This window comes from Nonomuraea sp. NPDC003707, from assembly GCF_053587055.1.
The window spans coordinates 61,770-84,931 of sequence record NZ_JBSFNK010000012.1; the positions used below are offsets into that span (position 1 = coordinate 61,770).

A 23,162-nucleotide genomic window follows, 5' to 3' on the forward strand; every position below is an offset into this window, starting at 1 on the left:
CAGATGGCCTTCAGCCTGGGTCGTAGCCTCACCTTCGAGGCGCTATGTGTCTATGGCCGCAGCGAGTGTTGCTCATCGTAAGGTCAAGCGTGCTATCTACCCCCAGGCTTGGAGATTTCTCCCGACTCCTTCCATCCACGATAGGTCGTGGTGAACTCGGATTCGTAGGTGCCGCTGTCGCCCACGGGAACCTTCCAGACCAGGCTGAATTTCCTTGGACGGTTGTTCGCGTCGATTGTAAGTTTGTAAGTTACGTATGAGCCGCCGGGACCCTCGTCCAAGTCTCCGCCTAACCAAGAGCTGAGCAACATCCGCAGTCGGCCACCTGTCTCGCTCGCAGGGAGGGCGCCGGAATAGGTGCGGCCTTCTCGGTGCATTTGGGTCGTGTTCAGGACTAAATGGTGGATAACGGACGGCCCCGCCGTACCGGCCACCATGAGGGCGTACCAACTCGCCTTCCCAGGGGTCTCTTCCTCCAAAGCCATGGCGGACGCTCGCGGCTTGTCCAGGTACAAGTCTCCGTTGCCCGCAATAACGTAGTGACCAGCGGGCTCGTCGGCGGGATTGACCATCATCTTGAAGTCGTCGTAGTAACGGGCACCGCGGCTTGAGAGCTGACCACTCGCCTTCGCGGAGGCGTTACTCTGAGTGAAGCCGCCTTCGAATGAAAATGTTGCGGCGGGCGTTACGCTGAGCGCCAGGTCGAGAGCGGCGGCAAGGTCTACCGCGGTACGCGGTGCTGGGAGTCGTGTGGCGGAGCGGCTTGCTACGGCAGATGCAGTTGGGCTCGCTGGCGGAGTCGCCACAGCGCTTGGCGAGGTTTGGATGGCTGGGGTAATGGTCGCGGCCGCAACAGATGATTTTGGATCTTGCTGACTGGTCAGGTCTGGCAGGACGTTGAGCAGAAGTGCAGCCGTGCATCCGATAGCCGCTACGGCGGCGACGATAGGCAAACCCCGCCGTAAATGGCTTGTGCGCGACCGAGCGAGCTCCGATGGCCAGGCGACACTATCTCCCACCTCGAACGTCCAGGTGCGGTCCAATCGAGCTGTGACATCAGCTGCGGGATCCCACGTCTTGGTCCCCGCTTCTCCGTGCTGACCACGCCATACGTTGGCAACCACCGCGAGGACCTCGTCCATCCTCGGGCGCGCATCGGGTGCCTTCGCCAGCGCTCTGTCGACCGTCGGCCGTAGCCCTTCGGGCAACTTGCTCGTGTCGACTGCCTCATTCACGACCCTCAGGGAAAGAACCTCAGGGCGACCAACCCCGTACGGCTGTTTGCCGGTCGCCGCATACACGACGACGAGCGCCCATCCGTAGACATCGGCGGCTGGGCCGGTCGGGCCACCGACATATTCTTCTGGGCTCACCCATCCTGGGGAACCGATCACCAGACCGGTTCCAGTGACGTACGTCCCGTCGAGCGAGCGGGCGATCCCGAAGTCAACCAGCCGTGGACCTTCCGGCGACAGCATCACGTTGGAGGGCTTGAGATCCCGGTGCACCACCCCTGCCGCGTGAACGGCAACTAATGCCTCTGCAAGCCCGGCAGCAAGCCCGAACAACTCGTCACCGCTCAACGGTCCGTAGACTCTGACATGCTCGTCCAGAGTCCGCCCGACGATGTATTCCGTTGCGAGCCACGGCTGGTGGGCTTCAGCGTCCGCCGCGAGAATCCGGACGCAACACGTACCCTGGACCCGGCGGAGCATTGCTACCTCGCGCCGGAACCGGATTCTGAACTCCCGGTCCGCGGCATGCATGTCGTGAATCAGCTTGACCGCGGCTCTGTGTCCAGCGGCGTCGACGCCCGCGTAGACGATTCCCATGCCGCCGGCCCCCAGCCGTCCGACAATCTGGTACGGACCCACCTTCGCTGGATCATGCCGCTGTAGCGGTAAGACACCTCGGGAATTGAGCGCCGAGCCCGGCGGAGAAGGCTCAGTCCACCACAGCCAGTACGGTGGCGCGGCTGGCCATTGCGGGTCGGGGCCAACCCAGTCTGCTGGTGGCTCCCATCCCTCCGGAACGCTCCAGCCGGGCGGAGGGTTAAAGCACCAATGGGCATCGGGGCGCGGGGGGATATTCAACGGGCCATCACTTCGAGCAGTGTAGGTTATCGCCGAGGAGATTATCCCAAAGTGAAGGATCAGCACTAGGTGGCTTTATTCGCATTCGGGGCTCCACTTGCACAGCGCGCCGGGCCTGACCTGCCATAGAGCCACTCGCCTCTGAGCAGGCCCGTGGCCCCATCTCGGATAGCACTCGATATCGAGCGGCACTCGCCGAGCCGGCCATAGTTTGCGGGAAGACCGTAAACTCGCCCCGAAACGGCCAAGGCGAGGCGCCAGGAGACCGCCACCGCATAACCAAGTCTCCCTGGTTTCAGGTTGACAGCACCGCTTGGAAGCCCATTAAGCGAGAAGGGGAGCCAGCCAGGGGCTTGCGGCAACGGCCGCCTCCCGTGGAAGATCTCGAACTGGCTGCGGATCAGATCTCCCCTGCCTGCCGGGTACTTGTGAGTTCGTCAAGACCTCGTTGGCAGACAGCCCACTGAATGTTCTCGCTTCCAGCGTTGGCAAGCACCACACTCGCGACGATGGCATCGTGACATGGAGGAGTTCCGTGTTGACTGCAACCCCCTTGAGCAGCCGTACCGTTCCGATCCTTGTACCAGTCACGGAGCTGAGGGGGAAGGATCTCCACGAGGGTCGTCTTCATGAACCTCAACGTAGGAAATTTCGACTGCTGCAACAACCCTGCCGACGTCAGCGGGTAGAGGTGCCAAGGCGCGTTTTCCGGTCATTTGCAGTTGCCCGCGGGATCCGCTGGCTCGAGGCCTTCAGAATCTGATCGTGCAGGTCGTCCATGCGGAGCGCCGCCAGGCCTCAAAGTCCTGAAAATGTCCCAGGCGGACGTCTGGTGCGCCTCATCCGCGTTGCCAGCGGCCTCGCGTGACCTGACTGCCTTCCCAACCCCGACACCCTGACCGCTGCTGGTACGAGTTCCTACAGGAACTACCCCACAGGTTCACGTTGGCACGACGAATGCGGGACATGTGCGGGATGATCTTTCAGCTGACTCCAAGGACGCGAAGCATATGCACAGGTCAGAGAACGCAAGGCAGCCGTACAGCCACCGCTCTCCTAATGCGAGCCCTCTTGTTAGCGTCAAGGGCGCCTGCGAGTCGAACGCTCAACCCGCCCCGATCTATGAGGGCGATCGTTGGTTGTGAGCCACCACCAGGCGCCGGCGAATCAGACACGTAGTCTCGGGCTGCAACGGAGTGCATGGGCAGCAGCGGCCCGCCGGAAAGAGATACACCGCGTTACGGAGCGCGATCTTGTCCGTTCTTTGCCTGCACTCGTGTCCGGATTCGTACCTGGAGGCAGGTATTTAAAGAGTGACAGGGACCAGGTGGCTCGGATGATCGGGCCACATCACCATGACACGACCCAACCACATCACCCTTCGAGGTTCGTCATTCAGCACGCCCATCAGGCCTAACGACCTCAGTCAGAACAGGCCCTGGCATGCGCCGCCGAGCGGCTCGCCTGGGCTGCCTCAACGCGATCAAGGGTCTGCTGAGCACCTCAGGCCAGGGTCGGTCACCAGATGGGGCTTGTTTTCGCTTGTCCGCCGTGCGCAACCATCCCCGAGCGCACAACCTCCCGATCCACGCTGGCACCCCCGACGGGCTGCTCATCATCGTCGCCGCGCCTCACAGTGCCATGCGATGCGTGGCTCCCGTCGCGACGATCGAATCGGGCTTGAGTGCCGCCGCCGAGGTGGGCGTCGATACGTCGTGCCCGGCACCGCACTCGGGGCGGTGGACAGCTGTGGAAATCATGCTCAGCCGATCACCTGCACTGCTCCGACCGTACCGGGCGGGCTCACGGAAGTCGCGCGTCCTTCTCGGCCTGGAGACCGGCGATGAGGCGCGCTGACGTTGGCCGAGATCCAGCAACTACCAGCCGTGGTCGACGTGGTCACCGCGGGACGGGCGCTCGAATTGGGACGCACCACGACCTACCAGCTCGCCAGGGACGGCCACTTACCCTGCCGGATCATCCGCGTCGGCAAAAGGTACCTGGTGCCCACCACTGCCCTGCTCGCACTGCTCGGCGATCACACCCTCATCGAGGAGAACAGGACAACCGATGGCTGAAGGCAGCACGTTCAAACGCTGCCGCGACGGCGACGGCAAGGACTTCGGGCAGAAATGCCCCAAGCTGCGCCGCCCCGGCGGCGGATGGAACCACCGGCACGGCACCTGGCACTACCAGATCGAACTACCACCCACCCCCGACGGGAAGCGCCGCGGCCCGCTCCGCCGCGGCGGCTTCACCAGCCAAGACGACGCCGAAGCCGAACTCGCACAGGTACGGGCCCTGCTGGCGTTGGCCGGGCCGCGCGAGCCCGCCACCCGCACCCAGATCGCCGATCTGATCAAGCGCACGCTGGCCGAGACCAAGACGCTGCCCAATATGGAGATGGTCCGCCGCAAGATCAAAACCGGGCTGGACCTGACCCAGGAGATCACCGTGGAGCAGTGGCTGGAGGAGTTCCTCCAGCGGAAGCGGAAGATCGAGGAGAGTACCCGGCGCTCCTACGAGGGTCACATCCGCCTTTACCTGATCCCCTACCTCGGCCGGCTGGCGTTGGACCGGCTCAAGGTCAGCGACATCGTGGTGATGTTCGAGCAGATCGAAGAGTTCAGCGACGCTATCGCCGAACGCCGCGCCAGCCCTGACCCGAGCGTGCGGGCCAGCGTGAAGTATCGGCGGCCGGTCAGCATCGCCACCATGCACAGCATCCGTGCCACCCTGCGACACGCCCTGAACATGGCCATCAGGCAAGACCGGCTGCTCGACTTCAATCCCGCCGCCGTGCTGGAGTTGCCGGCCAAGACCCGGCCCAAAGCGTTGGTGTGGACCGACGACCGGGTCCAGGACTGGCAGACCGCCTTCCACGAGCGCCTGCGTGCAGAGAAGCAGTGCCGTGACGGGAGGCGGGTGGATCCGATCGACGCCTACACCGCCACGCCGCGCCCCTCCCGGGTGATGGTCTGGACGCCGGCCCAGACCCGGCTGTTCCTGGAAGAGGCCCAGCGGCACCGCCTCTTCGCCCTGTACCGGCTGATCGCCTTGCGCGGGCTGCGCCGGGGCGAGGCGTGCGGGCTGCGCTGGAAGGAGGTCAACCTCGACACCCAGACCATCACGATCAACTGGCAACTGGTGCAGCTGGCCGGGCAGGTCCACGAAGGCACGCCCAAGACTGACGCCTCGGTACGCACCATCGCCCTGGACGCCGAAACCGCCTCGACGCTGCGTGCGCACCGGCAGAGGCAACTGGCGGAACGACTGGCCATGGGCGAGGCGTGGAGGGACACCGGGTTCGTCTTCACTCAATCGGATGGAGATCGGCTGCATCCCCAGCACGTCACCGACCAGTTTCTGTGGCTGGCCTACCTCGCCGGGCTACCACCCGTCCGCCTCCACGATCTCCGTCACGGTGCTGCCTCGCTGATGCTGGCCGCCGGGGTAGAGATGAAGGTCGTGCAGGAGACGCTGGGGCACACCTCCAGTTCCTTCACGGCCGACACCTACACCTCGGTCTTCCCCGAGGTGGCGATGGCGGCCGCGGAGAAGACCGCGGCCCTGCTGCTCGCCGAGGAGGAGGACCAGGAGGAGCCGGGAGAGGTGATCCCGCTGCGGGCCTGACCCGCAACATCAGGAGACCGGCCCCGTGATCGCCGCGCTTGCACGGCGAGACGGGGCCGTTTCCTTTGCCAAGGAAGTCCCCAGAACGCCGATGTGGATCATGGTGCGTGCGGGGTTGGTGCGCGCGAGCACGCACGGAGCACGCAACCGCCAGACGAAAATTCTAGAACGCATCCGATCCCGCAAAACAGCAGGTCAGGACATGATCAAAGCGCGCCCTGCAGGATTCGAACCTGCGACCGTCGGATTAGAAGTCCGGTGCTCTATCCAGCTGAGCTAAGGGCGCTCCCGCCTTATTGTGCATGATCCGGCGACATGTCACGCACACGTTTTCCTCGTGTCAGTCTGTCAGGCCGATCACACCCACCATGAACAGCGCCCCCAAGGTGGTAGGAGTCAGGGTCGAACCAGTGGCCGAGCAGGGCGTGGGGGTCTCTGGGACGATATCGGAGGTGGCCAGATACGGGAGGAAACCGGCGAAAAGACCCGGGCAGGCGCTCCGGGTGCTGTCCGGGATGGTGATGAGGGAGGTCAGGGGAGCGACGCGTCCAGGAGCAGGAAGGTCGGGATGCGGCGGCGGGCGTGTCGTAGAGGAATGTGACCGTTCGGGAAGTTGTGAGCGGTTAATCCTGTCGCTGCGGCCAGCCTCGGGGAGGTGTACGTCTGGGCGCGGGGCCGTCCGGGTGGCTGGGGGCGATTGGAGCGTCGGTGGGGAGGCCGACATCGGCGTGGGGACAGGCGCCGTGGTGGGTGACGTGGTGGCGGGCGACGTGGGTATCGGGCCTGGTCATCTAGCGTTCGGCGATAGGGATGGGCGGGAACGCTGGGGCGACGATCAGCATCGGCGAGGGTACGCCGAACGCCTCCGCCAGGGGTTTGGGGAGGAGGTCGAAGGAGTTCTCGCCGAGCATCGCGCCAGCGGTGGCGTTGAAGACCCAGCCTCATAGGACTCTGCGGTGCTGCGCCCCGCGGCACAGCGTCCGGCCGCGCAGGACCCCGCGGCGCAGGAGCCCGCGCGATAGCGCCCGGCCGCCCAGGACCCCTGCGGCACAGGTCCTCACCGCACGGCACCCGGCCGCGCAGGACCCCGCGGCGCGGCACCCCGCACGATAGCGCCCGGCCGCCCAGGACCCCCCGCGGCACAGGACCCCACGACACGACGCCCGGCCGCGCAGCGCCCCGCGGCGTAAGAGCCCACAACGCAGGAGCAGGTGGCTGTGGGGATGGGGCGGGGGGTTGGTGCGGTGGGTGAAGAGGCAGGAGGGGGCGCCTGGTGGGGAGGGGTGATGGGGGAGGTTGTTGTGGAGGGTGGGTGGAAGGTTGGAGCTGGAGGAAAGGGTGGGCGGGGGTGGGGCAAAAGGGTCTAAGCTCTCGTGGCATGGTCGCGACGCTCCTGCATGAGATTCCGTTGCAGGGCGGGGACGTGACTGACGGGGTGGTGCGGGTCGGTGACACCGTGCGTAGACCGGCCAGTACGTCGACACCCGCCGTGCATGCCCTGCTCCGGCACCTCGAGGCCCGTGGGTTCGGAGGGGCGCCGCGGGTGGTGGGGATGGACGGGCTCGGGCGGGAGATCCTGACGTATCTGCCGGGGACGACCGGGTTGCGGCTGGAGAGCGTGAGTGATGAGGCGCTGGCCCGGCTTGCGGTGCTGCTTCGGGAATTTCATGACGCGACCGTCGGGTTCCCGCTGTCCCTGGAGGGGTGGGAAGGCGGGTCGAATGATGACAAAGCGCCAGAAATCATCGGACATTGTGATTTAACGCCAGCCAACGTGATATTTCGCGAGGGCAGGCCCCACGCGCTGATCGACTTCGATCTTGCGCGCCCCACCACGCGGCTGTTCGACATCGTCACCACGCTCCGCCACTGGGCTCCCATCTCCGACCCCGTGGACCGGTCCCCGCTGCTCCGCAACCTCGACGTGGGCGAGCGGCTGAGGCTCTTCTGCGACGCGTACGGCGTGCCGCCCCGCGACCGCCGCCGCCTCCTCGAACTGGCCAGGCTCCGCTTCCACCGCTCCTACGACGTCATGCGCACCCGCGCCTCGGCGGGCGGCAACTGGGCGAAGATGTGGGCGGGCGGCGCCGGCGAGCGCATCCGCCGCGCGGCGGCCTGGCTGGACGTACACGAAGACGAGCTCCATGCCCACCTGGTGTGACCCGCTGGGGATCGCCCTCGGGGTGGCCCTCGACCGGCTGATCGCCGACCCGCGGAGCGCCGCCCATCCGGTCGCGGTCTTCGGGCGTGTCGCCGCGAGGGTGGAGAAGTCCCTGTACGCAGACAAGAAGGCGCACGGAGTGGCACATGTCGCCATCTGCGTCGGCGGCGCGACCGCGCTCGGAGTACTCGCCCAGCGGATCCCCCACGCCCGTACGGCCGTCACAGCCGTCGCCACCTGGGCCGTGCTCGGCGGCACCACGCTCGCCCGCGAGGGCGAGTACATGGCGGACGCCCTCGAAGGCGGCGACCTGGAACGGGCCAGGGCCCGCCTCCCCCACCTCTGCGGCCGCGACCCCTCCCACCTCGAGGCCAAGGAACTCGCCAGGGCCACGGTCGAGTCGCTGGCCGAGAACACCTCCGACGCCGTCGTGGCCCCGCTCCTCTGGGGTGCGGTGGCGGGCGTGCCGGGGCTGCTGGCGTACCGGGCGATCAACACGCTGGACGCCATGGTCGGCCACCACTCCCCCCGCTACGAACGGTTCGGCTGGGCGGCGGCGAGGCTCGACGACGTGGCGAACTACGTACCGGCCAGGGTGACGGGGCTGCTCACGGTCCTGACCGGGCCGGACCCCGGCCGCGCGCTGGCGGTGCTCAGGCGGGACGGCCACCGGCACCCCAGCCCGAACGCCGGCAGGTGCGAGGCCGCCTTCGCCGGGGCGCTCGGCGTCACCCTGGGCGGCACGAACGTCTACCAGGGCAGGACCGAGCACCGGCCCACCATGGGCGACGGACCCGAGCCCGACGTCAAGGACATCCGCCGCGCGGTACGTCTTACGCGCGCCGTCAGCCTGGCCGCCGCCGGAGCGGCCGTGCTGACGGCTTGGGCCCTGCGAAATCGCCGCAAATAGGTCATCGGGAGGATTGCGGACGGCCGCGCAATTGCGCGGTAATCAGCTATTGATTGCTTTTCACATTACGCGGTTGAGGTTGAGCACCAGCCAGACCACGAATAGCGCGAGCAAACTGATGCCGATCATCGCCTTCGCTGCACTGTTCGCGACCGCCTTCCTGGCTGTGACCTGCTTGGCGCTCTGCTTCCACACCTGACGCATGATGATCATCGTCTGGAAGCGGCGGCCGAGGGCGAACACGGCGAGAGCGATGATGATGAATAGAATGACGCGACCGTCTGCAGGTTCCACGGAGATCCCCCCTGTGGGCCGTGAAGCTACTCAATCCCCCGAGACATTTGAGAAAACAGGATACTCGGACGGACGCGGTTTGTGATTTGAATTATGGTCCGAGATCAACGACGATCGGGGCGTGGTCGGAAGGGCCCTTGCCCTTGCGGGCCTCGCGATCGACGTACGCCGACCGCACCCGCCCGGCGACGTCCGCGCTCGCGTAGACCAGGTCGATGCGCATGCCCTGGTTCTGGTGGAACATCCCGGCCCGGTAATCCCAGTACGTGAACGGGTGTGGGCCCTTCATCGGCGTCGGCACCACGTCGTGGAGTCCCAGGGCTCGCAGGTCGGCCAGGGCCCGGCGTTCGGCGGGGGTGACGTGGGTCGCGCCGACGAACAGCGCCGGGTCCCATACGTCGGCGTCCGTGGGGGCGACGTTGTAGTCGCCGCACACCGCCAGCGGCATGGCCGTCTCGGCCGCCAGCGCGTCCCGGAGCGCCGCGAACCAGGCGAGCTTGTACGCGTAGTGCGGGGAGTCCACGGTGCGGCCGTTCGGCGCGTACAGGGACCAGACGCGGAGCCCCGCGCAGGTGGCGGCGATGGCGCGGGCCTCCGGGGCCACGGCTTCCACGCCGTTCAGCTCGCCGGGGAAGCCGAGGATCACGTCGTCGAGCCCGACCCTGGAGAGGAGCGCCACGCCGTTCCACCGGCCGTCGCCGTGGGCCGCGGCGGCGTACCCCAGCTCTGCTACCTCCGCCGTGGGGAACGCCTGCGCGGAGCATTTGGTCTCCTGGAGGCAGAGGATGTCGGGTTTCGCCTCGGCGAGCCATTCGAGCAGGCGGGGCAGCCGGGCCTTGACGGAGTTCACGTTCCACGTGGCTAGGCGCATCCTTCCAGCCTGCCACTCTTCCGGAGATCCATCTTTTCCACCCACGGCGGACCACCGACCCGCCGCACGTGGTGCTCTTTTCCAGCTTTTCCGCTCACGGCGGCCCGTCCACCCGCCGCGCGTGGTGCTCTCCTCCAGCTTTTACGCTTACGGCGGGCAACCCACCCCCCGCACGTGGCCGGGCTCTGTCCAGGGAGACGGTCACGAGGTGTGCGGGGCCGGGCGCCGTTACGCCGCCTTCTGGGCCATCGGATGGGAAAACCCGTGACCGCCGGACAGACCCTCCAGAAGGCGGCGAGACCGGGATCAGGTCAGCGGCTGGTCCAGAGGGGCTTGTTGTCGCGGGAGTAGATGATGATCCGCCCGTCATCACTGACCGCCAGCCACGCCCCCGGGTTGCCGGCCGTCTTGGTGGTCCACAGGGCCTTGTTGGCGCTGTCCACCACCACCCAGTTGCCCTCCGCCTGCATGATCGACCGGGCACCGGGGTGACCGGCCGTCGGCGTGGTGAACAGGCTGCGCTGCCCGTCGTACAGGACCGCGTTGCCCTCGTCCTGCTGGATCAGCCGGTAGCGGCCGTTGCTCGACTGCACCGCCTGGCCCGGCCGGAGCACGTGCCCCGAGGGCAGCTTGCCGATGTACGCCTTGGACGACCACAGCGGCCGGTTGTCCCGGCTGTAGATCACCAGGTTGCCGCTCTCCTTGGGCAGCAGCAGGTACGCGCCGGGGTTGCCGGCGGTCGGCGTGGACCACAGCGGCTTGTTGTCGGCGCCGTAGATGACGAGGTTGCCCTCCTTCTGCATGGTCGCGCGGGCGCCGGGCTTGCCCGAGGTGGGCGAGGTCCACAGCGCCTTGGTGCCCTCGTAGAACACCAGGTTCCCCTCCGCCTGCTGGACGAGCTTGAACCGGCCGCCCTCCGAGGTCAGCGACTGCCCAGGGAGCAGCCACTCGCCGGGCCCGAGCCGGTCCTTGGCGGCTGCGGTGTGGGCGGCTGTGACGGCCGCGCCCGGCTGTGTCAGGGCGACGGCGGCCACCGGGCCCGCCAGGAGCGAGCCGGCCAGCACGGCGATCGCGGCCTTCTTCGTGATCAACTTGGGTCTCTTCCTGTGTAGGCCTAGAGCGTGAGTGAAAGACCCTGGCAGAGCGCATTGGCGTTCTGTTGGTGCGAGTACGGTGCCATCGCCGTCTTTAGCGGGGTTTTAGCGGTTCCGAGCATCCTGGGACAGATGGATCACTTGGAGTACTGCCTGCTCGGGTCCATCGACGCCTGTGTCGGGGGACGCCGCCTGGAGATCGGGCCGCGTAAGCGTCGTTACGCACTGGCCGCGCTGCTGCTGGACCTGAACCGTCCGGTCCCGGTGGAGCGGCTGGTCGACGCCGTATGGGAGGGAACTCCCCCGGACAGCGCGCGGATGACCGTGCAGGGACACGTTTACCGGCTGCGCCGGACGTTGCCGGGCGTGCGCCTGGAACGGGACGCCTCGGGGTACGTGCTGCGTGCCGACCCCGAACGCGTCGACGCGCTGCGCTTTCGCCGCCTGGTCGCCGAGGCGGCGGGCCTCGGCGACGAGGCCGGGGCCGAGCTGCTGGACGAGGCGCTGGCTCTGTGGCGCGGCCCGGCGCTGGGCGGCTCGGGGGGCGGCAGGGCGCTGGAGGTGGCGGCGGTCGAGCTGGACGAGGCGCGGCTGGCCGCCGTCGAGGAGCTGGCCCGCAGGCGGCTCAGGACGGGCCGTCCGGAGCTCGCGGTGGCGCCGCTGCGCGCGAGCGTGACGGCCGATCCGCAGCGGGAACGGCTGGTGTCGCTGCTGATGACGGCCTTCTACCGGCTCGGGAGGCAGGCCGAGGCGCTCGAGCTGTACGAACGCACCCGCCGGCTGCTGGCCGACCAGCTCGGCGTGGACCCGGGGACGGAGCTTCAGGCCACGTTCGCGACCCTGCTGGCCGGCCCACCCTGACCCGGGCCACCCCGCCGGTGAGCCGGGCCACCCGCCGGTGAGGCGGGTCAGGCCTCGTCGAGCACCGCCAGGGCCGCGGCCTCGTCGAGGCGGTGGCCGAACTCCCGGTGCACCTCCAGAGCCCGCCTGGCGCAGTCGCGCCCCTCTCCCGCCGAGCCGTCCCGTACGTGGAGCCGGGCGAGCAGCGTGAGCGCCTGGCCTTCGAGCAGCCGCAGCCCGTACCGCACGGCCGCCTCGCGCGCCTGCCCGGCCACGGCGGCGGCCTCGTCCCACCGCCCGCCGTCCACCAGCACCTCGGCCAGCCACACCCGGGCCCGGGACTCCAGGTAGGGGTAGGTGCGGTCCCGATAGACGGCCAGCACCTCGTTGAGCATGCCGACGCGCTCGCCGAGGTCGAGCGACTCGTCCACGCGGGCGAGCGTGCTGCGTGCCTCCTCGTGCTCGTGGGCCGGCGGGCGCACCCGGGTTATGTCCACGGCCCGCCGCGCCAGTTCGGCGGCACGGGCGCCGTCGCCACGCAGGTGGTGCGCGAAGGCCACGCTGGACAGCGTCGCGGCGAGCTGGAGGTCCTTGGCGACGGCCAGCGCCCGCTCGAAGTCCTCGACGGACGGCCCGAGCTCGCCCAGCGCCACGCGGATGTCGCCGAGGATGGTGTACGCCCTGGCCTGCCAGGGCGGCTGCCCGCCGAGCTCCTCCCTGATCCGGACGGCCCGGAGCTGCCGGTCCAGCGCCTCGCGGGGACGCCCGGCCCACAGGAGCTTGATGGCGTAGTTCTCCAGGGTCACGGCCAGCTTCGTGGACGGCTCGAACTTCTCCCACAGCCGGATGATCCGCTCCTGGCTCTCCAGGCTCTGCTGGAGATCCCCGAGGCTGGAGCGTGCCACCGCGAGGTTGGTCAGCGTGAGCAGCGTGCCGGTACCCCAGCCGGCCTCCTCATAGAGGTCGGAGGCGAGCTCGTAGTGCCGGACGGCCGGCCGCGGCTCGTTCAGCGCGAACATGGCGTTGGCCAGCGTGTGGTGCATGCTGGCCTGGCCGGCGCGGTCGTCCGCCCGCTCGGCGGCGGCCAGGGCGCGGCGGGCCGCGGTGATGATCACGTCGGGCTGGTAGGTGCCGTACATGAAGGCGCGCAGGGTCTCGGCCAGCCGCCAGAGCAGCCGGCCGCGGGCGTGGTCGATCACGGTGAGCAGGTTGTGCTGCTCGGCCTGGAACCAGGCGCGCGCCGCGTCGGCGTCGGCGAACTCCTCCGCGTCGCGCAGCGGGTCCTCGCCCGTCAGCGGGAGCAGCTCGATGGAGGGCGCCAGCAGCGGCGCGACGGCCCGCGCGGTGTGCAGGTAGTACGCGTGCAGCCGGGCCGGGTCGTCGGCGGCGTCCGTGCAGTGTTCGCGGGCGTAGAGGCGGACCAGGTCGTGCAGGCGGTAGCGGCCCGGCGCGTGCTCCTCGACCAGGTGGGCCGAGGCGAGCCTGGCCAGGAGCCGCTTGGCCGTGCCGGGGTCCGTACCGGCGAGCCTGGCGGCCGAACTCGCGGTGAAGTCGCAGCCGGGGACCAGCCCGAACCGCCGGAACAGCACCTGGGCGTCCGGGGTCAGCGCCGCGTACGAGCCGGCGAAGGCCGTGGCCACGGTCGCCTGCGCGTCGCCTTCGACGGCCAGCGTGTTCAGGCGGTCGTCGAGGAGCTCCGCGAGGTATTCGCGCAGGCCGGCCCGGCCGATGAGGTTCGCGCCCGCGATGGCCAGCGCCAGCGGCAGGTGGCCGCAGAGCTCGGCCAGCTCGGCGGCGGCCGCCGGGTCGGCCTGGATCAGGTCCTGGCCGACGAGGTCGGCCAGCAGGTCGCGGGACTCGCCGGGGGTGAGCGTGCCCAGCCGTACGGTCTGCGCGCCCTGCAGGGCCAGGCCGCGCAGTGTGTCGCGGCTGGTGACGATGACCGCGCTGGAGGAGCCGCCGGGCAGCAGCGGGCGTACGTGCTCGGCGTGGGCGGCGTTGTCGAGGACGACCAGCACCCGCCTGGTGGCCGTCGTCGAGCGGTAGAGGTCGAGCTGCTCGGCGGCGCCGCTGGGGGCGGGCACGCCGAGGGCGCCGAGCAGGCGGGGCAGCACCCGCTCGGGCGGCAGCGGCTCGCCCTGGCCGTAGCCGTTGAGGTCGATGTGGAGCTGGCCGTCGGGGTACTCGGCGGCCACCTGGTGGCCGACGTGCACGGCCAGCGCCGACTTCCCGATGCCGACCGCGCCGGTCACCACGGCCACGCGGCCGCCGTGCAACAGGTGCCTCAGGCGCTCGGCCTCGGCCTGCCTGCCGACGAAGCACGGGACGTCCCTGGGGAGCTGGCGCGGCACCACGGGCCGGTGGCCCTCGACGATGCGCTGGTGCAGGTCCCGCAGCCGCGGCCCGGGATCGACGCCCAGCTCCCCCGCCAGCAGTCGCTGCACGTCGTGGAAGAGCTCCAGCGCCTCCGCCGGCCGCCCGTCGTGCCACAGGGCTGTCATGGCCAGCGCGTGCGGCGTCTCCCTGAGCGGCTCCTCGTCCCTGAGCTCCTGCAGCAGCGCGGGGACCTCGCGGTGCCGGCCCAGCTCGATCAGCGCGGCGGCGTGCTCCTCCAGCAGGTCCCACCGCTCGCGCAGCAGCGGGCGGCGTACCCGCCGCTCGACCCAGTCGGTGCCGAGCCCTTGCAGCGGCTGCCCGCGCCACAGCCCCAGCGCCCGCTCCCATGCGCCGGCCGCGTCCCGCGGCTGTGCTGCCCGCCCCTGCGCGGCGAGCGTGCGGAACCGCCCGAGATCGACCTCTTCCTCCGGAACGGCGAGCGCGTAGCCCGCCGTGGTGCTCGCGATGCGCCCGCCCAGGGTCTTGCGCAGCTGCGACACCTTGAGCTGGACGATGGTCCTGGCGGTCTTGGGCGGGTCGCGTTCCCACAGCGCCTCGATCAGCCGGTCCACCGGCACGTACGCGCCGAGGTGCGCGGCGAGCAGGCCGAGCACGCACTGCTGCTGCGCTCCGTCGATCGGGATCTCGACGTCGCCGTCGTAGACCTCGACCGGGCCCAGCACGCGGATGTCCATCGGGCCCGAGCATAACGGCGGTCCGGCCGCTCCCGGTCAGGACGGAGAGCGGCGTGCGCGTGGATCCGAGCCGGAAGCCTTGCACTCCTTTGGGCTTTCGACCGGGCGGTTCGCGGTACGAGTGCATCAGCGTCCGACCGGCCGGATCGCGGTCTGCCCTTCTTCTGCGATCCGGCCGGGCGGCCTCTCTCTTCACTTCTGGGGGAAATCATGATGGACGAGTCAGAGTTGTCCGAACCGTTCACGCGAGACCTGTGCGGCACCATGCCCGTGCACCGCCGGCTGCTCAACGAGAGCATGTCCTACCGCGCGCGGCGAGCGTCCATCGAGAACCAGGCCACGCAGTACAGGCTCGGCACCCGCATGGTCAGCCGCGTCGGCGTGATCAGCATCCCCGTCGTCGTGCACGTCGTCCACAACCCGGCCCGCCCAGAACAGAACATCGGCGCCGACCAGATCCACAGCCAGATCGAGATCCTCAACCAGGACTTCCGGGCCGCCAACCCCGACGTGACGAAGGTGCCGCCCGTCTGGAGGTCGCTGGTGGCGGACACGATGGTCGAGTTCCACCTCGCGAGCCGCGGCCCGAACGGGGAGCCGACGGACGGGATCGTCCGCGTGGAGACCCAGCGGATGGGCTTCACCTTCGACGACCTGGTGAAGTCGAGCGCCAGCGGCGGCGCCGCCCCGTGGCCCAGCGACCAGTACCTCAACATCTGGGTGTGCCAGCTGACGGGCGGGTTGCTCGGCTACGCGCAGTTCCCCGGCGGGCCGCCGGACACGGACGGCGTCGTCATCCGCCACTCCGCCTTCGGCAGCACGGGCACCGCGGCGCCGCCGTTCCACCTGGGCCGGACCACGACGCACGAGATCGGCCACTGGCTGAACCTCTTCCACATCTGGGGCGACGACGGCGAGGGATGCAGCGGCGACGACAAGGTGGCCGACACCCCGAACCAGGCCGGCAACAACACCGGAATACCGATATTTCCCCATATTTCGTGCAACAACGGCCCCCACGGCGACATGTTCGTGAACTACATGGACTACACCGACGACGCCGGCATGATGATGTTCACCAGCGGTCAGTCGACGCGGATGAACGCCTGCCTGGAGGGCCCGCGGGCGTCCTTCCTGGTCCCGCAGCTGGCCGCGCGCGCCGAGGAGCGGATCCCCGCGGGCGTCGCCTCCCCCGCCGAGACGCGGCTCACCGGCAACGGTTCGCAGCGCGACCTGGAGCAGCTGCTCCAGGAGGTGCTGAAGGACACCCGCGCGGCGCTGAACGTGGTGGCCGGGAACCGCCAGGTCCGATGAGCGTCGTCATGATGAACGAGGAAGCGCCGGACGTCGTCGGAGCCTGGACGCACTCCTACGAGGAGGACACCGACGCGATGGCGGTGTACCGGCCGGACGATTTCGCGTTCCGGCCTTCGCGGCGGCCCCGGCGCGGGATGGAGTTCCACTCCGACGGCACCTTCGTCGAGTGGCTTCCCGGGCCGGACGACCGGCCCAGGAAGATCGTCGGCCATTGGGAGCGTCAGGGAGCCGACCGGATCCGGATCACCTTTCCCGGGGGCCCGGGGCAGCCGTTCGTCCTGACCGTCGTGTCCCGCGAGAACGACCAGCTGGCCTTCGCGAAATGAGCCGCCGGAGATCGCGCGCATGAACGTGGCCGCCGCGGCGGAGGTCTAAAGACCCATGGCACACCGCGTCAAGGTCGAGGGCGACCGGTTCCACGGCCGCGTGCCCGAGGGCGCCGAGTACGTCGGGCGCGAGTTCCCCGGTCACCGGCGCAGCCCGTTCGCCAACCCGCACAGCCTGTCGGAGAAGGGCTGCCGGGTCTGCGGCGGCCGGGTCCACCAGCGGTCCCAGGTGATCGAGCTCTACCTGGCCCACCTCCGCGAGCATCCCGAGCTCGTCGAGCGGGCCCGCCGCGAGCTGCGCGGCAAGGACCTGGCCTGCTGGTGCGACCCCGATCAGGAGTGCCACGCGGACGCGCTGCTGGCCGTCGTGGCCGGCGCGGAGCCGTAGCTCACGGACGTTCGACGCCGACGGTGATCTCGTTGCCGAGCCGGCGCTCCATCAGCAGCTCCAGGTCGTCGCCGCTCCAGAACTTCCCCGGGTCGTACCAGTTGGGCCGGCGACCGCCGGGCAGCAGGCCCATCTCCTCGTACGTGACCGCCACCACCTCGGCGCAGTACGCGCTCTCCAGCGTCTCCTGGCGGCGGCGCCGTCGCGGCAGCCGTCCCCTGGCCCAGCGGGCGGCCAGGCGGGCGGTGGAGGGGAACGGGGTGCCGTCGAGCCGGGCCACCGTGCGCAGGGCCGCGTCCTCCATCTCGGGCGTCGCCTCCGGCTCGAGCTGGCGCAGCCAGGGCCGCTGGCCGTAGCGGCCGACCCACGTGGTCACCGCGTCGCGCAGGTCGTGCAGCTGCACCCCGCGCTGGTGCGTGCCCGACCACAGGTCGATCAGCGACTTGCCCAGCTCGGCGTGCCACATCATCGGCGGCAGGTCCTCGACCACGATCGCCATGCCCACGTGGTTGACCGGGCTGTTGGTCATCGTCTGGATGGCGCGGTCGGGGACCGAGCGCCCGCGGAAAATCCACAGATCGCCGGTCCTCGTCACCCTTACGGCCTCGTCGAGAGTCAGCACACCGTTAGCCTAGGCACATGCGCTGGTGGAAGATGCTCGGTCTGGCGGGAATCATGGGCGTGGCGGCCACGGGAGTGGTGATCGCGCGCGCCGAGCGCCGCCGCCGGGCCTACACGCCCGAGGAGATCAAGGTCCGGCTGCGCGAAAGGATCGAGACCAATCAGCCCGAGGGGCGTAGGTCGTAGACGAAGACCACGTCCGGGTAGGCCGGGTTGTCGTTGTAGCCCTGCACCGCGCCCTGGTAGGCCCGCTGGTAGTTGACCACCCACGGCATCGCCGCGGCCGCCCGCTGGTCGAGCACCCGCTTCGTGGCCTGCTCGTACACCCGCTGCGCCGCCGGCCGGTCGGTCACGGTCAGCTCAGGCACTGTGTCGAGCAGCGCGTCCAGGCCCTGGTCGCGCAGGTAGGCCAGGTTGAACACGGGCGGGTTCCCGCTGTGGAAGACGTTGCCGAAGTAGGAGTAGCCGTCGGCGTAGTCGGGCCACCAGTACATGACGAAGATGTCCTGGCCGCGCTTCTTGCCCTGCTCCCACTGGGCGGTCCAGGGCATCGCCCGGGCGTCGATCGTCACGTTGAGCGGCTTGAGGGCGGCGGTGAGCTTCGTGGCGAGCAGGTGCCAGTCGGTGTCGCCCTCCCCGTACGTCAGCCGCAGCCGGAGCGGCCGGCCGCCGGGGCCGTACCCCGCCCTGTTCAGCAGCTGCGCCGCGCCTACCAGGTCCTGCCGGGGGACGCGGCCCGGCACGTACCCCATGAGCCCTTCGGGGATGATGCCGCTGGCCGGTGAGACCGCGCCCTTCAGGTCCTTGACCAGGCCCTGGTAGTCGACGGCCTTCTGCACCGCGCGGCGCACGCGTATGTCCTTCATGGGGCCGTTCGCGGTGTTGAACAGCAGCATCGCCGTCTGGAACGACGCCCGCTCGGAGGTGCGCACGCCCGGCGCGGTCGAGGCGGCGGCGAACAGGCGAGGGTTCAGCCGCGCCACGAAGCTCACCTCGCCGCGCTGCAGCAGCCGCCACGCCCTGTCGGGATCGGGCACGACGCGGAACTTCACCGTGTTGTAGTGCGGCCGGCCCCACCCTCCCCAGTACTTGTCGTACGCGCTGAGCGTGAGCTCGTCCTCCTTGCCCTTCTGCCACTTCGTCACCGTGTACGGCCCCGAGCCCGCGTCCCTGCCCGACGCGAAGAACTTCCCGAGGTCGGGCGCCGCCTGCGTGTCGTAGATGTAGGCCGCGTACGTGGAGGAGGCCACCAGGTCCAGCGGGACCGGGTACTTCAGCGCGAACGTCACCGTCGTGGGCCCGTCGACCCTGATGGACGAGACGGCGTCCCAGATGTAGGAGGCGCCCGTCTTGGCGCTCATGGTGCGCTCGACCGACGACTTGACCGCCGCGGCGTCCAGGGGCCTGCCGGTGTGGAAGGTCACCCCGGGGCGGAGGTTGAACGTCCATGTCCGGCCGTCGGGCGACGAGCGCCACGACGTGGCCAGCCTGGGGCTGGACTTCTTGGTGACCGGGTTCCAGAAGGTGAGCGTCTCGTAGATGTTCTGGAGGGCGACGATCTCGTTGGAGTAGGACTTGGAGGGGTCCCACTCGGTGACGATGTCCAGGTTCTCGACATAGACGAACGGGGACTGCCCGGACGGCGCCTGCGGGGGCTCCGGAGGCGGCGAGCAGGCCGCGAGGAGTAAGAGCGCGGCGGCCGCTGCGAGACGACGGCGCAACGCATCTCCCTCTGTCGGCGATGTACTCGGGAAACCTACTCCAAGATCGATGGGATCAAGGCCCAGGTGTCCAAAAGTCCCGAAAAATTGGGCATTTTGATGATCCAATTGCTATTCTCTGGGCTTGTCCCGTCCGGGGTTGCCAGCAGGGGACCGACCGGAATGAGGTGTCATGGGTCGTAGCCGAACGATCCGCATGAAGATCATCGGACTACTACTCGTGCCACTGGCCTCCATGGTGGTCTTGTGGGGGGTCATTACCGCCGTCACCGCCACCGAGAGCTTGGAGCTGCGTCAATACAAGACACTCTGGACGAACCTCCGTCTTCCCGCGTACAAACTGATCAGCGAGATCCAGCGTGAACGTCTAGTCTCGGCCAGGCTCCTGCGCAACTCGGGGGACAAGTCCGCCGTCGCCGCGCAGCGCACCCGCACCGATGCCGCCAGTGACGCGTTCAGGCAGCTCTCCAGCACATCCAAGGACCGATCGGAAGAGATCCGCACACAGGTGGACGCGGTGTACACGCAACTCGACAGGCTCGATGCGATCCGAGGCGAGATCGACACGGGCCTGTCCGACCGTCTGCACACCGTCGAGGCCTACAGCGCGATCAACGACACGCTCTTCGGCCTGCACAAGCGGGTCGCGCTGATCGACGACATCCCGATCTACGAGCAGTCGCGCATCGTCATCGACCTCGGGTACGCCAAGGAGCTGCTGACCAGGGAACAGGCCGTCGCGTTCGGGCCGACCCAGCCCGCCGAGCGCCGGCTGTTCACGGAGCTCGTCGGCAACCGGCGCTTCCTGGTCGACCAGTCGCTCAACGAGCTCGACCCGAGCCTGCGCGACCAGCAGGTGGCCCTGATCACCTCCCCCGCCTACCAACGGCTGCGGATCATGGAGGACCAGATCATCGCCGGGAAGGCGCCGCGGAGCTGGCTCACCCTCACGGAGGGGCTGTCCAAGTCGTTCCAGGAAGCGCTGATGCGGGCCAGCGCGGTGCTGAACACGCGGACCGAGCCGATCGCCGACCAGGTGCTGTCCCGGGCGCTCCTGCTGGCGGGCGCGACGCTGGGGCTGGTGGTCGTGTCGATCGCGTTCTCGCTGCGCATGGGCAACCGGCTGTCGAAGGAGCTGGGCGCGCTCCGGCTCGCCGCGCTGGAGGTGGCCCAGGAGCGGCTCCCCCACGTGGTCGCCAAGCTCCGCAAGGGCGAGAAGGTCGAGATGCCGGAGCTGTCCGTGGCGAGCACCACGGTCGAGATCGACGACGTGGGCCAGGCGTTCTCCACCGTCCAGCAGACGGCCGTCGAGGCCGCGGTCGGCCAGGCGCAGCTCAGCGAGGGCGTCGGGCACGTGTTCCGCAACCTGGCCAGGCGCAGCCAGACCCTGCTGCACCGCCAGCGCATCCAACTGCAGGACATGCAGCACCGGGCCACCGACCCCGACGCGCTGGACGACCTGTTCAAGCTCGACCACCTGACCACCCGCATGCGCCGCCACGCCGAGGGCCTGATCATCCTGTCGGGCGCCACCCCCGGCCGCGGCTGGAGCCGGCCGGTGCCGCTGCTCGACGTGGCCCGCGGCGCGTCGGCCGAGGTGGAGGACTACCAGCGGGTCACCGTCGAGCCGATGTCCGGCCAGCGCCTGGCCGGACCCGTGGTCGGCGACGTGATCCACCTGATCGCCGAGCTCATCGAGAACGCCACCGTCTACTCGCCGAAGCACACTCCGGTCATCGTGCGCGGCGAGGTGGCGGCCCGCGGCTTCACCTTCGAGGTCGAGGACCGCGGGCTCGGGATGAGCGCAGAGGAGCTGGCCGAACTCAACGAGCGGCTGGCCAGCCCACCGGAGTTCGACCTGGCCGACAGCGACCGGCTCGGCCTTTTCGTCGTCTCCCGCCTGGCCGCCAGGCACGACATCCGCGTGACGTTACGCGGTTCACCATATGGAGGGACCACCGCGATCGTGTTGATCCCGGAAGAGCACGTGGCAGAGCCCGAACCGGAGGCCCACGTGAAGGAACCCGCTCGACCCATGCGGGTGGTGCGAAGTGAGTGACGAACGCTGGCTGGACGAGGACGCCGGTCCTATCGTCCCGGCCTACCTACTGACCCGGGGCCGTACGGTCCCCGCAAGCGAGGCCATCGACCTCATCGCGGTGATCATCACGGCCGGTGGCCTGGCGCCGCCGATGGGCCTGGGCCCCGAGCATCTGATCATCATGCAGAAGTGCACCAAACCGACCCGGCTCGTGGACGTCGCGGCCGAGCTGAACCTGCCCATCGGCGTGGTACGGGTGCTGGTCGGTGACCTGCACGCGCAGCAGCTCGTGCAGGTCGAGCACCCGCCCCCCGCGCCCGACGCGAAGGTGCTGCTCGAGGTGATCAGCGGCCTGAAGGCGCTGTGACCGTCGCGCGGTTGAGCCGCCCGTACACGGCCGCGAAGAGCGCGGCCGTGGCCCCGGCGACGGCTGCCGTCCCGAAGACCCACTGGTAGCCGCCCACGCCCGGCTGGGCGGCCAGGATGGCGGCGATGGCCGCGCCGGCCGTGCTGCCGCCGACGATGCGTACGAGCGCGTTCACGCCTGCCGCGAGGGCCGTCTTGCCCGGGTCCACGTGCTCCACGGCCATGGTGCCCAGCGCCGCGTAGCCGATGCCGAGGCCGATGCCCATCAGTGAGGTCGCCACGTACAGGTGGGCCGGGCTGGTGTGCGCGACCACGAGCCAGAGCCCCGCCAGGGCCGTGACCGCCGACCCCGCCGCCACCATGGACGAGGCCTGGAAGCGGCGCATGATCCGGCCCGCGAACAGCGAGATGACCAGCATGAAGATCGTGCTCGGCAGCAGGAAGAAGCCCACCTGGAGGGTGGAGGCGCCGAAGCCGTAACCGGTCTCCGTCGGCACCTGGGCGAAGCTGGACGTGCCCGTCATGAGGGTGAAGAACGAGAACCCGAGCAGCATCGAGGCCACCGTCGCGCCGACCGTGCCCCGGTGGACCAGCATCGCCATCTCCACCAGCGGCTCGGCCACCCGGCGCTCGACCGCGACCCAGACCGCTGCCAGCGCCGCCGCGGCGGCGAACAGGCCGAGCACGCCCGGCGAGGTCCAGCCCCACGAGCCGCCCTCGCTGATGCCCAGCAGGAGCGCGACCAGCCAGGCGGTCAGCAGCGCCGCGCCGGCCAGGTCGGGACGGCCCTTGGGGCCCACCGGGGCGCTGTCCTTCACGAGCAGGGCCACGATCGCGACGGCCACCAGCGAGATGCCGGCCGTGATCCAGAAGACCAGGTGGAAGTCGCCGGACGCGAGCCCGGCCAGGATCATCCCGCCGCCGCTGCCGAACCCCATCGTCGCGCTGATCACCCCGATGCCGGTGGCCAGCTGCTCCCTGGGCAGCACGTCGCGCGCCACCCCGATCGACAACGGCACCAGCGCGGCCACGGCGCCCTGGAACACCCTCGCCACCATCAACCAGGTCAGCGAGGGCGCCAGCGCGGCCATGACCGAGCCGACCACCAGGAGGCCCAGGGCGCCGAGGATCATGGGGCGCCTGCCGTACATGTCGCCGAAGCGCGACAGCAGCGGCGTGGCCACCGCCGCGACCAGGAGGCTCAGCGTGAGCGTCCAGGTCACGGACGAGAGCGGGGCGTTCAGCTCCCGCTGCAGCACGGGAAGCAACGGGACCACGGCGGTGTTCTGAAGTGCGGCGATGGAGGCCGCGAAGGCCAGCGCGACCACCCCGGGCCACGGATTTCTGGTGGACGTCGTACGTGCCGCGGACGCGACGACTGTCGCCATGTCGGCTCCTTTAGCTAAGTTAGGTAA

General features: G+C 69.3%; 19 protein-coding genes and 1 tRNA gene. 11 read left to right on the top strand and 9 right to left on the bottom strand.

Annotation, left to right across the window (positions count from 1 at the left end; genetic code table 11):
* Positions 1-92: 92 nt before the first annotated feature.
* Entirely contained in the window at positions 93-2,159 is a 2,067-nt protein-coding gene (locus ACWDRB_RS29740) for a serine/threonine protein kinase (RefSeq protein WP_449899072.1), read from the bottom strand.
* Between the two features lie 1,793 nt (positions 2,160-3,952).
* On the opposite strand from ACWDRB_RS29740, the gene ACWDRB_RS29745 reads away from it, so the two are divergent.
* Both ACWDRB_RS29745 and ACWDRB_RS29750 read left to right on the top strand, forming a co-directional pair.
* Positions 3,953-4,171 (top strand): helix-turn-helix domain-containing protein, encoded by a 219-nt coding sequence (locus ACWDRB_RS29745; RefSeq protein WP_449899075.1) that lies wholly within the window; start codon positions 3,953-3,955, stop codon positions 4,169-4,171.
* On the top strand, positions 4,164-5,726 hold the full coding sequence (locus tag ACWDRB_RS29750; protein ID WP_449899078.1) for a tyrosine-type recombinase/integrase: 1,563 nt from the start codon (positions 4,164-4,166) through the stop codon (positions 5,724-5,726). Before ACWDRB_RS29745 ends, ACWDRB_RS29750 begins: the two co-directional genes overlap by 8 nt.
* Before the next feature lie 212 nt (positions 5,727-5,938).
* Here ACWDRB_RS29750 and ACWDRB_RS29755 read toward each other — a convergent pair.
* Positions 5,939-6,012 (bottom strand) — tRNA-Arg (locus tag ACWDRB_RS29755).
* A 1,092-nt stretch (positions 6,013-7,104) separates the two neighbouring features.
* Here ACWDRB_RS29755 and ACWDRB_RS29760 point away from each other — a divergent pair.
* Together ACWDRB_RS29760 and ACWDRB_RS29765 are read left to right on the top strand one after the other, a co-directional pair.
* Entirely contained in the window at positions 7,105-7,887 is a 783-nt protein-coding gene (locus ACWDRB_RS29760; RefSeq protein ID WP_449899081.1) for a phosphotransferase, read from the top strand.
* A complete protein-coding gene (locus tag ACWDRB_RS29765; RefSeq protein ID WP_449899084.1) occupies positions 7,871-8,797 on the top strand; it encodes a cobalamin biosynthesis protein in 927 nt (308 codons plus the stop codon). Before ACWDRB_RS29760 ends, ACWDRB_RS29765 begins: the two co-directional genes overlap by 17 nt.
* A gap of 60 nt (positions 8,798-8,857) precedes the next feature.
* Here the strand turns inward: ACWDRB_RS29765 and ACWDRB_RS29770 are convergent, their stop codons facing one another.
* The 3 genes from ACWDRB_RS29770 to ACWDRB_RS29780 form a co-directional block, all read right to left on the bottom strand.
* On the bottom strand, positions 8,858-9,091 hold the full coding sequence (locus ACWDRB_RS29770; RefSeq protein WP_449899086.1) for a hypothetical protein: 234 nt from the start codon (positions 9,089-9,091) through the stop codon (positions 8,858-8,860).
* A 91-nt stretch (positions 9,092-9,182) separates the two neighbouring features.
* On the bottom strand, positions 9,183-9,962 hold the full coding sequence (locus tag ACWDRB_RS29775) for an exodeoxyribonuclease III (protein WP_449899089.1): 780 nt from the start codon (positions 9,960-9,962) through the stop codon (positions 9,183-9,185).
* Positions 9,963-10,273: 311 nt separating this feature from the next.
* Positions 10,274-11,053 (bottom strand): hypothetical protein, encoded by a 780-nt coding sequence (locus ACWDRB_RS29780; RefSeq protein ID WP_449899092.1) that lies wholly within the window; start codon positions 11,051-11,053, stop codon positions 10,274-10,276.
* A 135-nt stretch (positions 11,054-11,188) separates the two neighbouring features.
* On the opposite strand from ACWDRB_RS29780, the gene ACWDRB_RS29785 reads away from it, so the two are divergent.
* Positions 11,189-11,917: an AfsR/SARP family transcriptional regulator gene (locus ACWDRB_RS29785; protein ID WP_449899095.1), complete on the top strand. Its 729-nt coding sequence runs from the start codon at positions 11,189-11,191 to the stop codon at positions 11,915-11,917.
* 47 nt (positions 11,918-11,964) lie between these two features.
* Here the strand turns inward: ACWDRB_RS29785 and ACWDRB_RS29790 are convergent, their stop codons facing one another.
* Entirely contained in the window at positions 11,965-14,967 is a 3,003-nt protein-coding gene (locus tag ACWDRB_RS29790; protein WP_449899098.1) for a BTAD domain-containing putative transcriptional regulator, read from the bottom strand.
* 210 nt (positions 14,968-15,177) lie between these two features.
* Between ACWDRB_RS29790 and ACWDRB_RS29795 the strand changes: the two genes are divergently transcribed.
* Genes ACWDRB_RS29795 through ACWDRB_RS29805 form a run of 3 tightly spaced genes read left to right on the top strand, consistent with a single transcriptional unit; the run spans position 15,178 to position 16,998 of the window.
* Positions 15,178-16,281, top strand: a complete 1,104-nt coding sequence (locus ACWDRB_RS29795) for a zinc metalloprotease (RefSeq protein WP_449899101.1) — start codon at positions 15,178-15,180, stop codon at positions 16,279-16,281.
* An 8-nt stretch (positions 16,282-16,289) separates the two neighbouring features.
* Complete coding sequence (locus ACWDRB_RS29800; RefSeq protein ID WP_350728077.1) at positions 16,290-16,610, top strand: hypothetical protein; 321 nt, start codon at positions 16,290-16,292, stop codon at positions 16,608-16,610.
* A 55-nt stretch (positions 16,611-16,665) separates the two neighbouring features.
* Positions 16,666-16,998 (top strand): DUF4326 domain-containing protein, encoded by a 333-nt coding sequence (locus ACWDRB_RS29805; protein ID WP_350728078.1) that lies wholly within the window; start codon positions 16,666-16,668, stop codon positions 16,996-16,998.
* A gap of 1 nt (position 16,999) precedes the next feature.
* Here ACWDRB_RS29805 and ACWDRB_RS29810 read toward each other — a convergent pair whose 3' ends face one another.
* Positions 17,000-17,617 carry a hypothetical protein gene (locus tag ACWDRB_RS29810; RefSeq protein ID WP_350728296.1) on the bottom strand — a complete coding sequence of 206 codons (618 nt, stop codon included), beginning with the start codon at positions 17,615-17,617 and terminating at the stop codon, positions 17,000-17,002.
* A 20-nt stretch (positions 17,618-17,637) separates the two neighbouring features.
* Between ACWDRB_RS29810 and ACWDRB_RS29815 the strand changes: the two genes are divergently transcribed.
* Positions 17,638-17,805 carry a hypothetical protein gene (locus tag ACWDRB_RS29815; RefSeq protein WP_397365685.1) on the top strand — a complete coding sequence of 56 codons (168 nt, stop codon included), beginning with the start codon at positions 17,638-17,640 and terminating at the stop codon, positions 17,803-17,805.
* Here ACWDRB_RS29815 and ACWDRB_RS29820 read toward each other — a convergent pair.
* Positions 17,781-19,340: an ABC transporter substrate-binding protein gene (locus ACWDRB_RS29820; RefSeq protein ID WP_449899107.1), complete on the bottom strand. Its 1,560-nt coding sequence runs from the start codon at positions 19,338-19,340 to the stop codon at positions 17,781-17,783. The genes ACWDRB_RS29815 and ACWDRB_RS29820 overlap by 25 nt on opposite strands.
* Before the next feature lie 172 nt (positions 19,341-19,512).
* On the opposite strand from ACWDRB_RS29820, the gene ACWDRB_RS29825 reads away from it, so the two are divergent.
* Together ACWDRB_RS29825 and ACWDRB_RS29830 are read left to right on the top strand one after the other, a co-directional pair.
* Positions 19,513-21,399 carry a sensor histidine kinase gene (locus tag ACWDRB_RS29825; RefSeq protein WP_350728080.1) on the top strand — a complete coding sequence of 629 codons (1,887 nt, stop codon included), beginning with the start codon at positions 19,513-19,515 and terminating at the stop codon, positions 21,397-21,399.
* Entirely contained in the window at positions 21,392-21,748 is a 357-nt protein-coding gene (locus tag ACWDRB_RS29830; protein ID WP_185067699.1) for a DUF742 domain-containing protein, read from the top strand. The genes ACWDRB_RS29825 and ACWDRB_RS29830 overlap by 8 nt, the downstream gene beginning before the upstream one ends.
* Here the strand turns inward: ACWDRB_RS29830 and ACWDRB_RS29835 are convergent.
* Positions 21,726-23,135, bottom strand: a complete 1,410-nt coding sequence (locus ACWDRB_RS29835; protein WP_449899112.1) for an MFS transporter — start codon at positions 23,133-23,135, stop codon at positions 21,726-21,728. The two genes, ACWDRB_RS29830 and ACWDRB_RS29835, sit on opposite strands and share 23 nt — an antisense overlap.
* Positions 23,136-23,162 lie beyond the last annotated feature (27 nt).

Coding starts and splice junctions, on each gene's coding strand:
- ACWDRB_RS29835 (WP_449899112.1), bottom strand. CDS start 23,135: ATGGCGACAGTCGTCGCGTCCGCGGCACGTACGACGTCCACCAGAAAT.
- ACWDRB_RS29815 (WP_397365685.1), top strand. CDS start 17,638: ATGCGCTGGTGGAAGATGCTCGGTCTGGCGGGAATCATGGGCGTGGCG.
- ACWDRB_RS29805 (WP_350728078.1), top strand. CDS start 16,666: ATGGCACACCGCGTCAAGGTCGAGGGCGACCGGTTCCACGGCCGCGTG.
- ACWDRB_RS29760 (WP_449899081.1), top strand. CDS start 7,105: ATGGTCGCGACGCTCCTGCATGAGATTCCGTTGCAGGGCGGGGACGTG.
- ACWDRB_RS29800 (WP_350728077.1), top strand. CDS start 16,290: ATGATGAACGAGGAAGCGCCGGACGTCGTCGGAGCCTGGACGCACTCC.
- ACWDRB_RS29790 (WP_449899098.1), bottom strand. CDS start 14,967: ATGGACATCCGCGTGCTGGGCCCGGTCGAGGTCTACGACGGCGACGTC.
- ACWDRB_RS29765 (WP_449899084.1), top strand. CDS start 7,871: ATGCCCACCTGGTGTGACCCGCTGGGGATCGCCCTCGGGGTGGCCCTC.
- ACWDRB_RS29775 (WP_449899089.1), bottom strand. CDS start 9,962: ATGCGCCTAGCCACGTGGAACGTGAACTCCGTCAAGGCCCGGCTGCCC.
- ACWDRB_RS29785 (WP_449899095.1), top strand. CDS start 11,189: ATGGATCACTTGGAGTACTGCCTGCTCGGGTCCATCGACGCCTGTGTC.
- ACWDRB_RS29825 (WP_350728080.1), top strand. CDS start 19,513: ATGGGTCGTAGCCGAACGATCCGCATGAAGATCATCGGACTACTACTC.
- ACWDRB_RS29750 (WP_449899078.1), top strand. CDS start 4,164: ATGGCTGAAGGCAGCACGTTCAAACGCTGCCGCGACGGCGACGGCAAG.
- ACWDRB_RS29795 (WP_449899101.1), top strand. CDS start 15,178: ATGATGGACGAGTCAGAGTTGTCCGAACCGTTCACGCGAGACCTGTGC.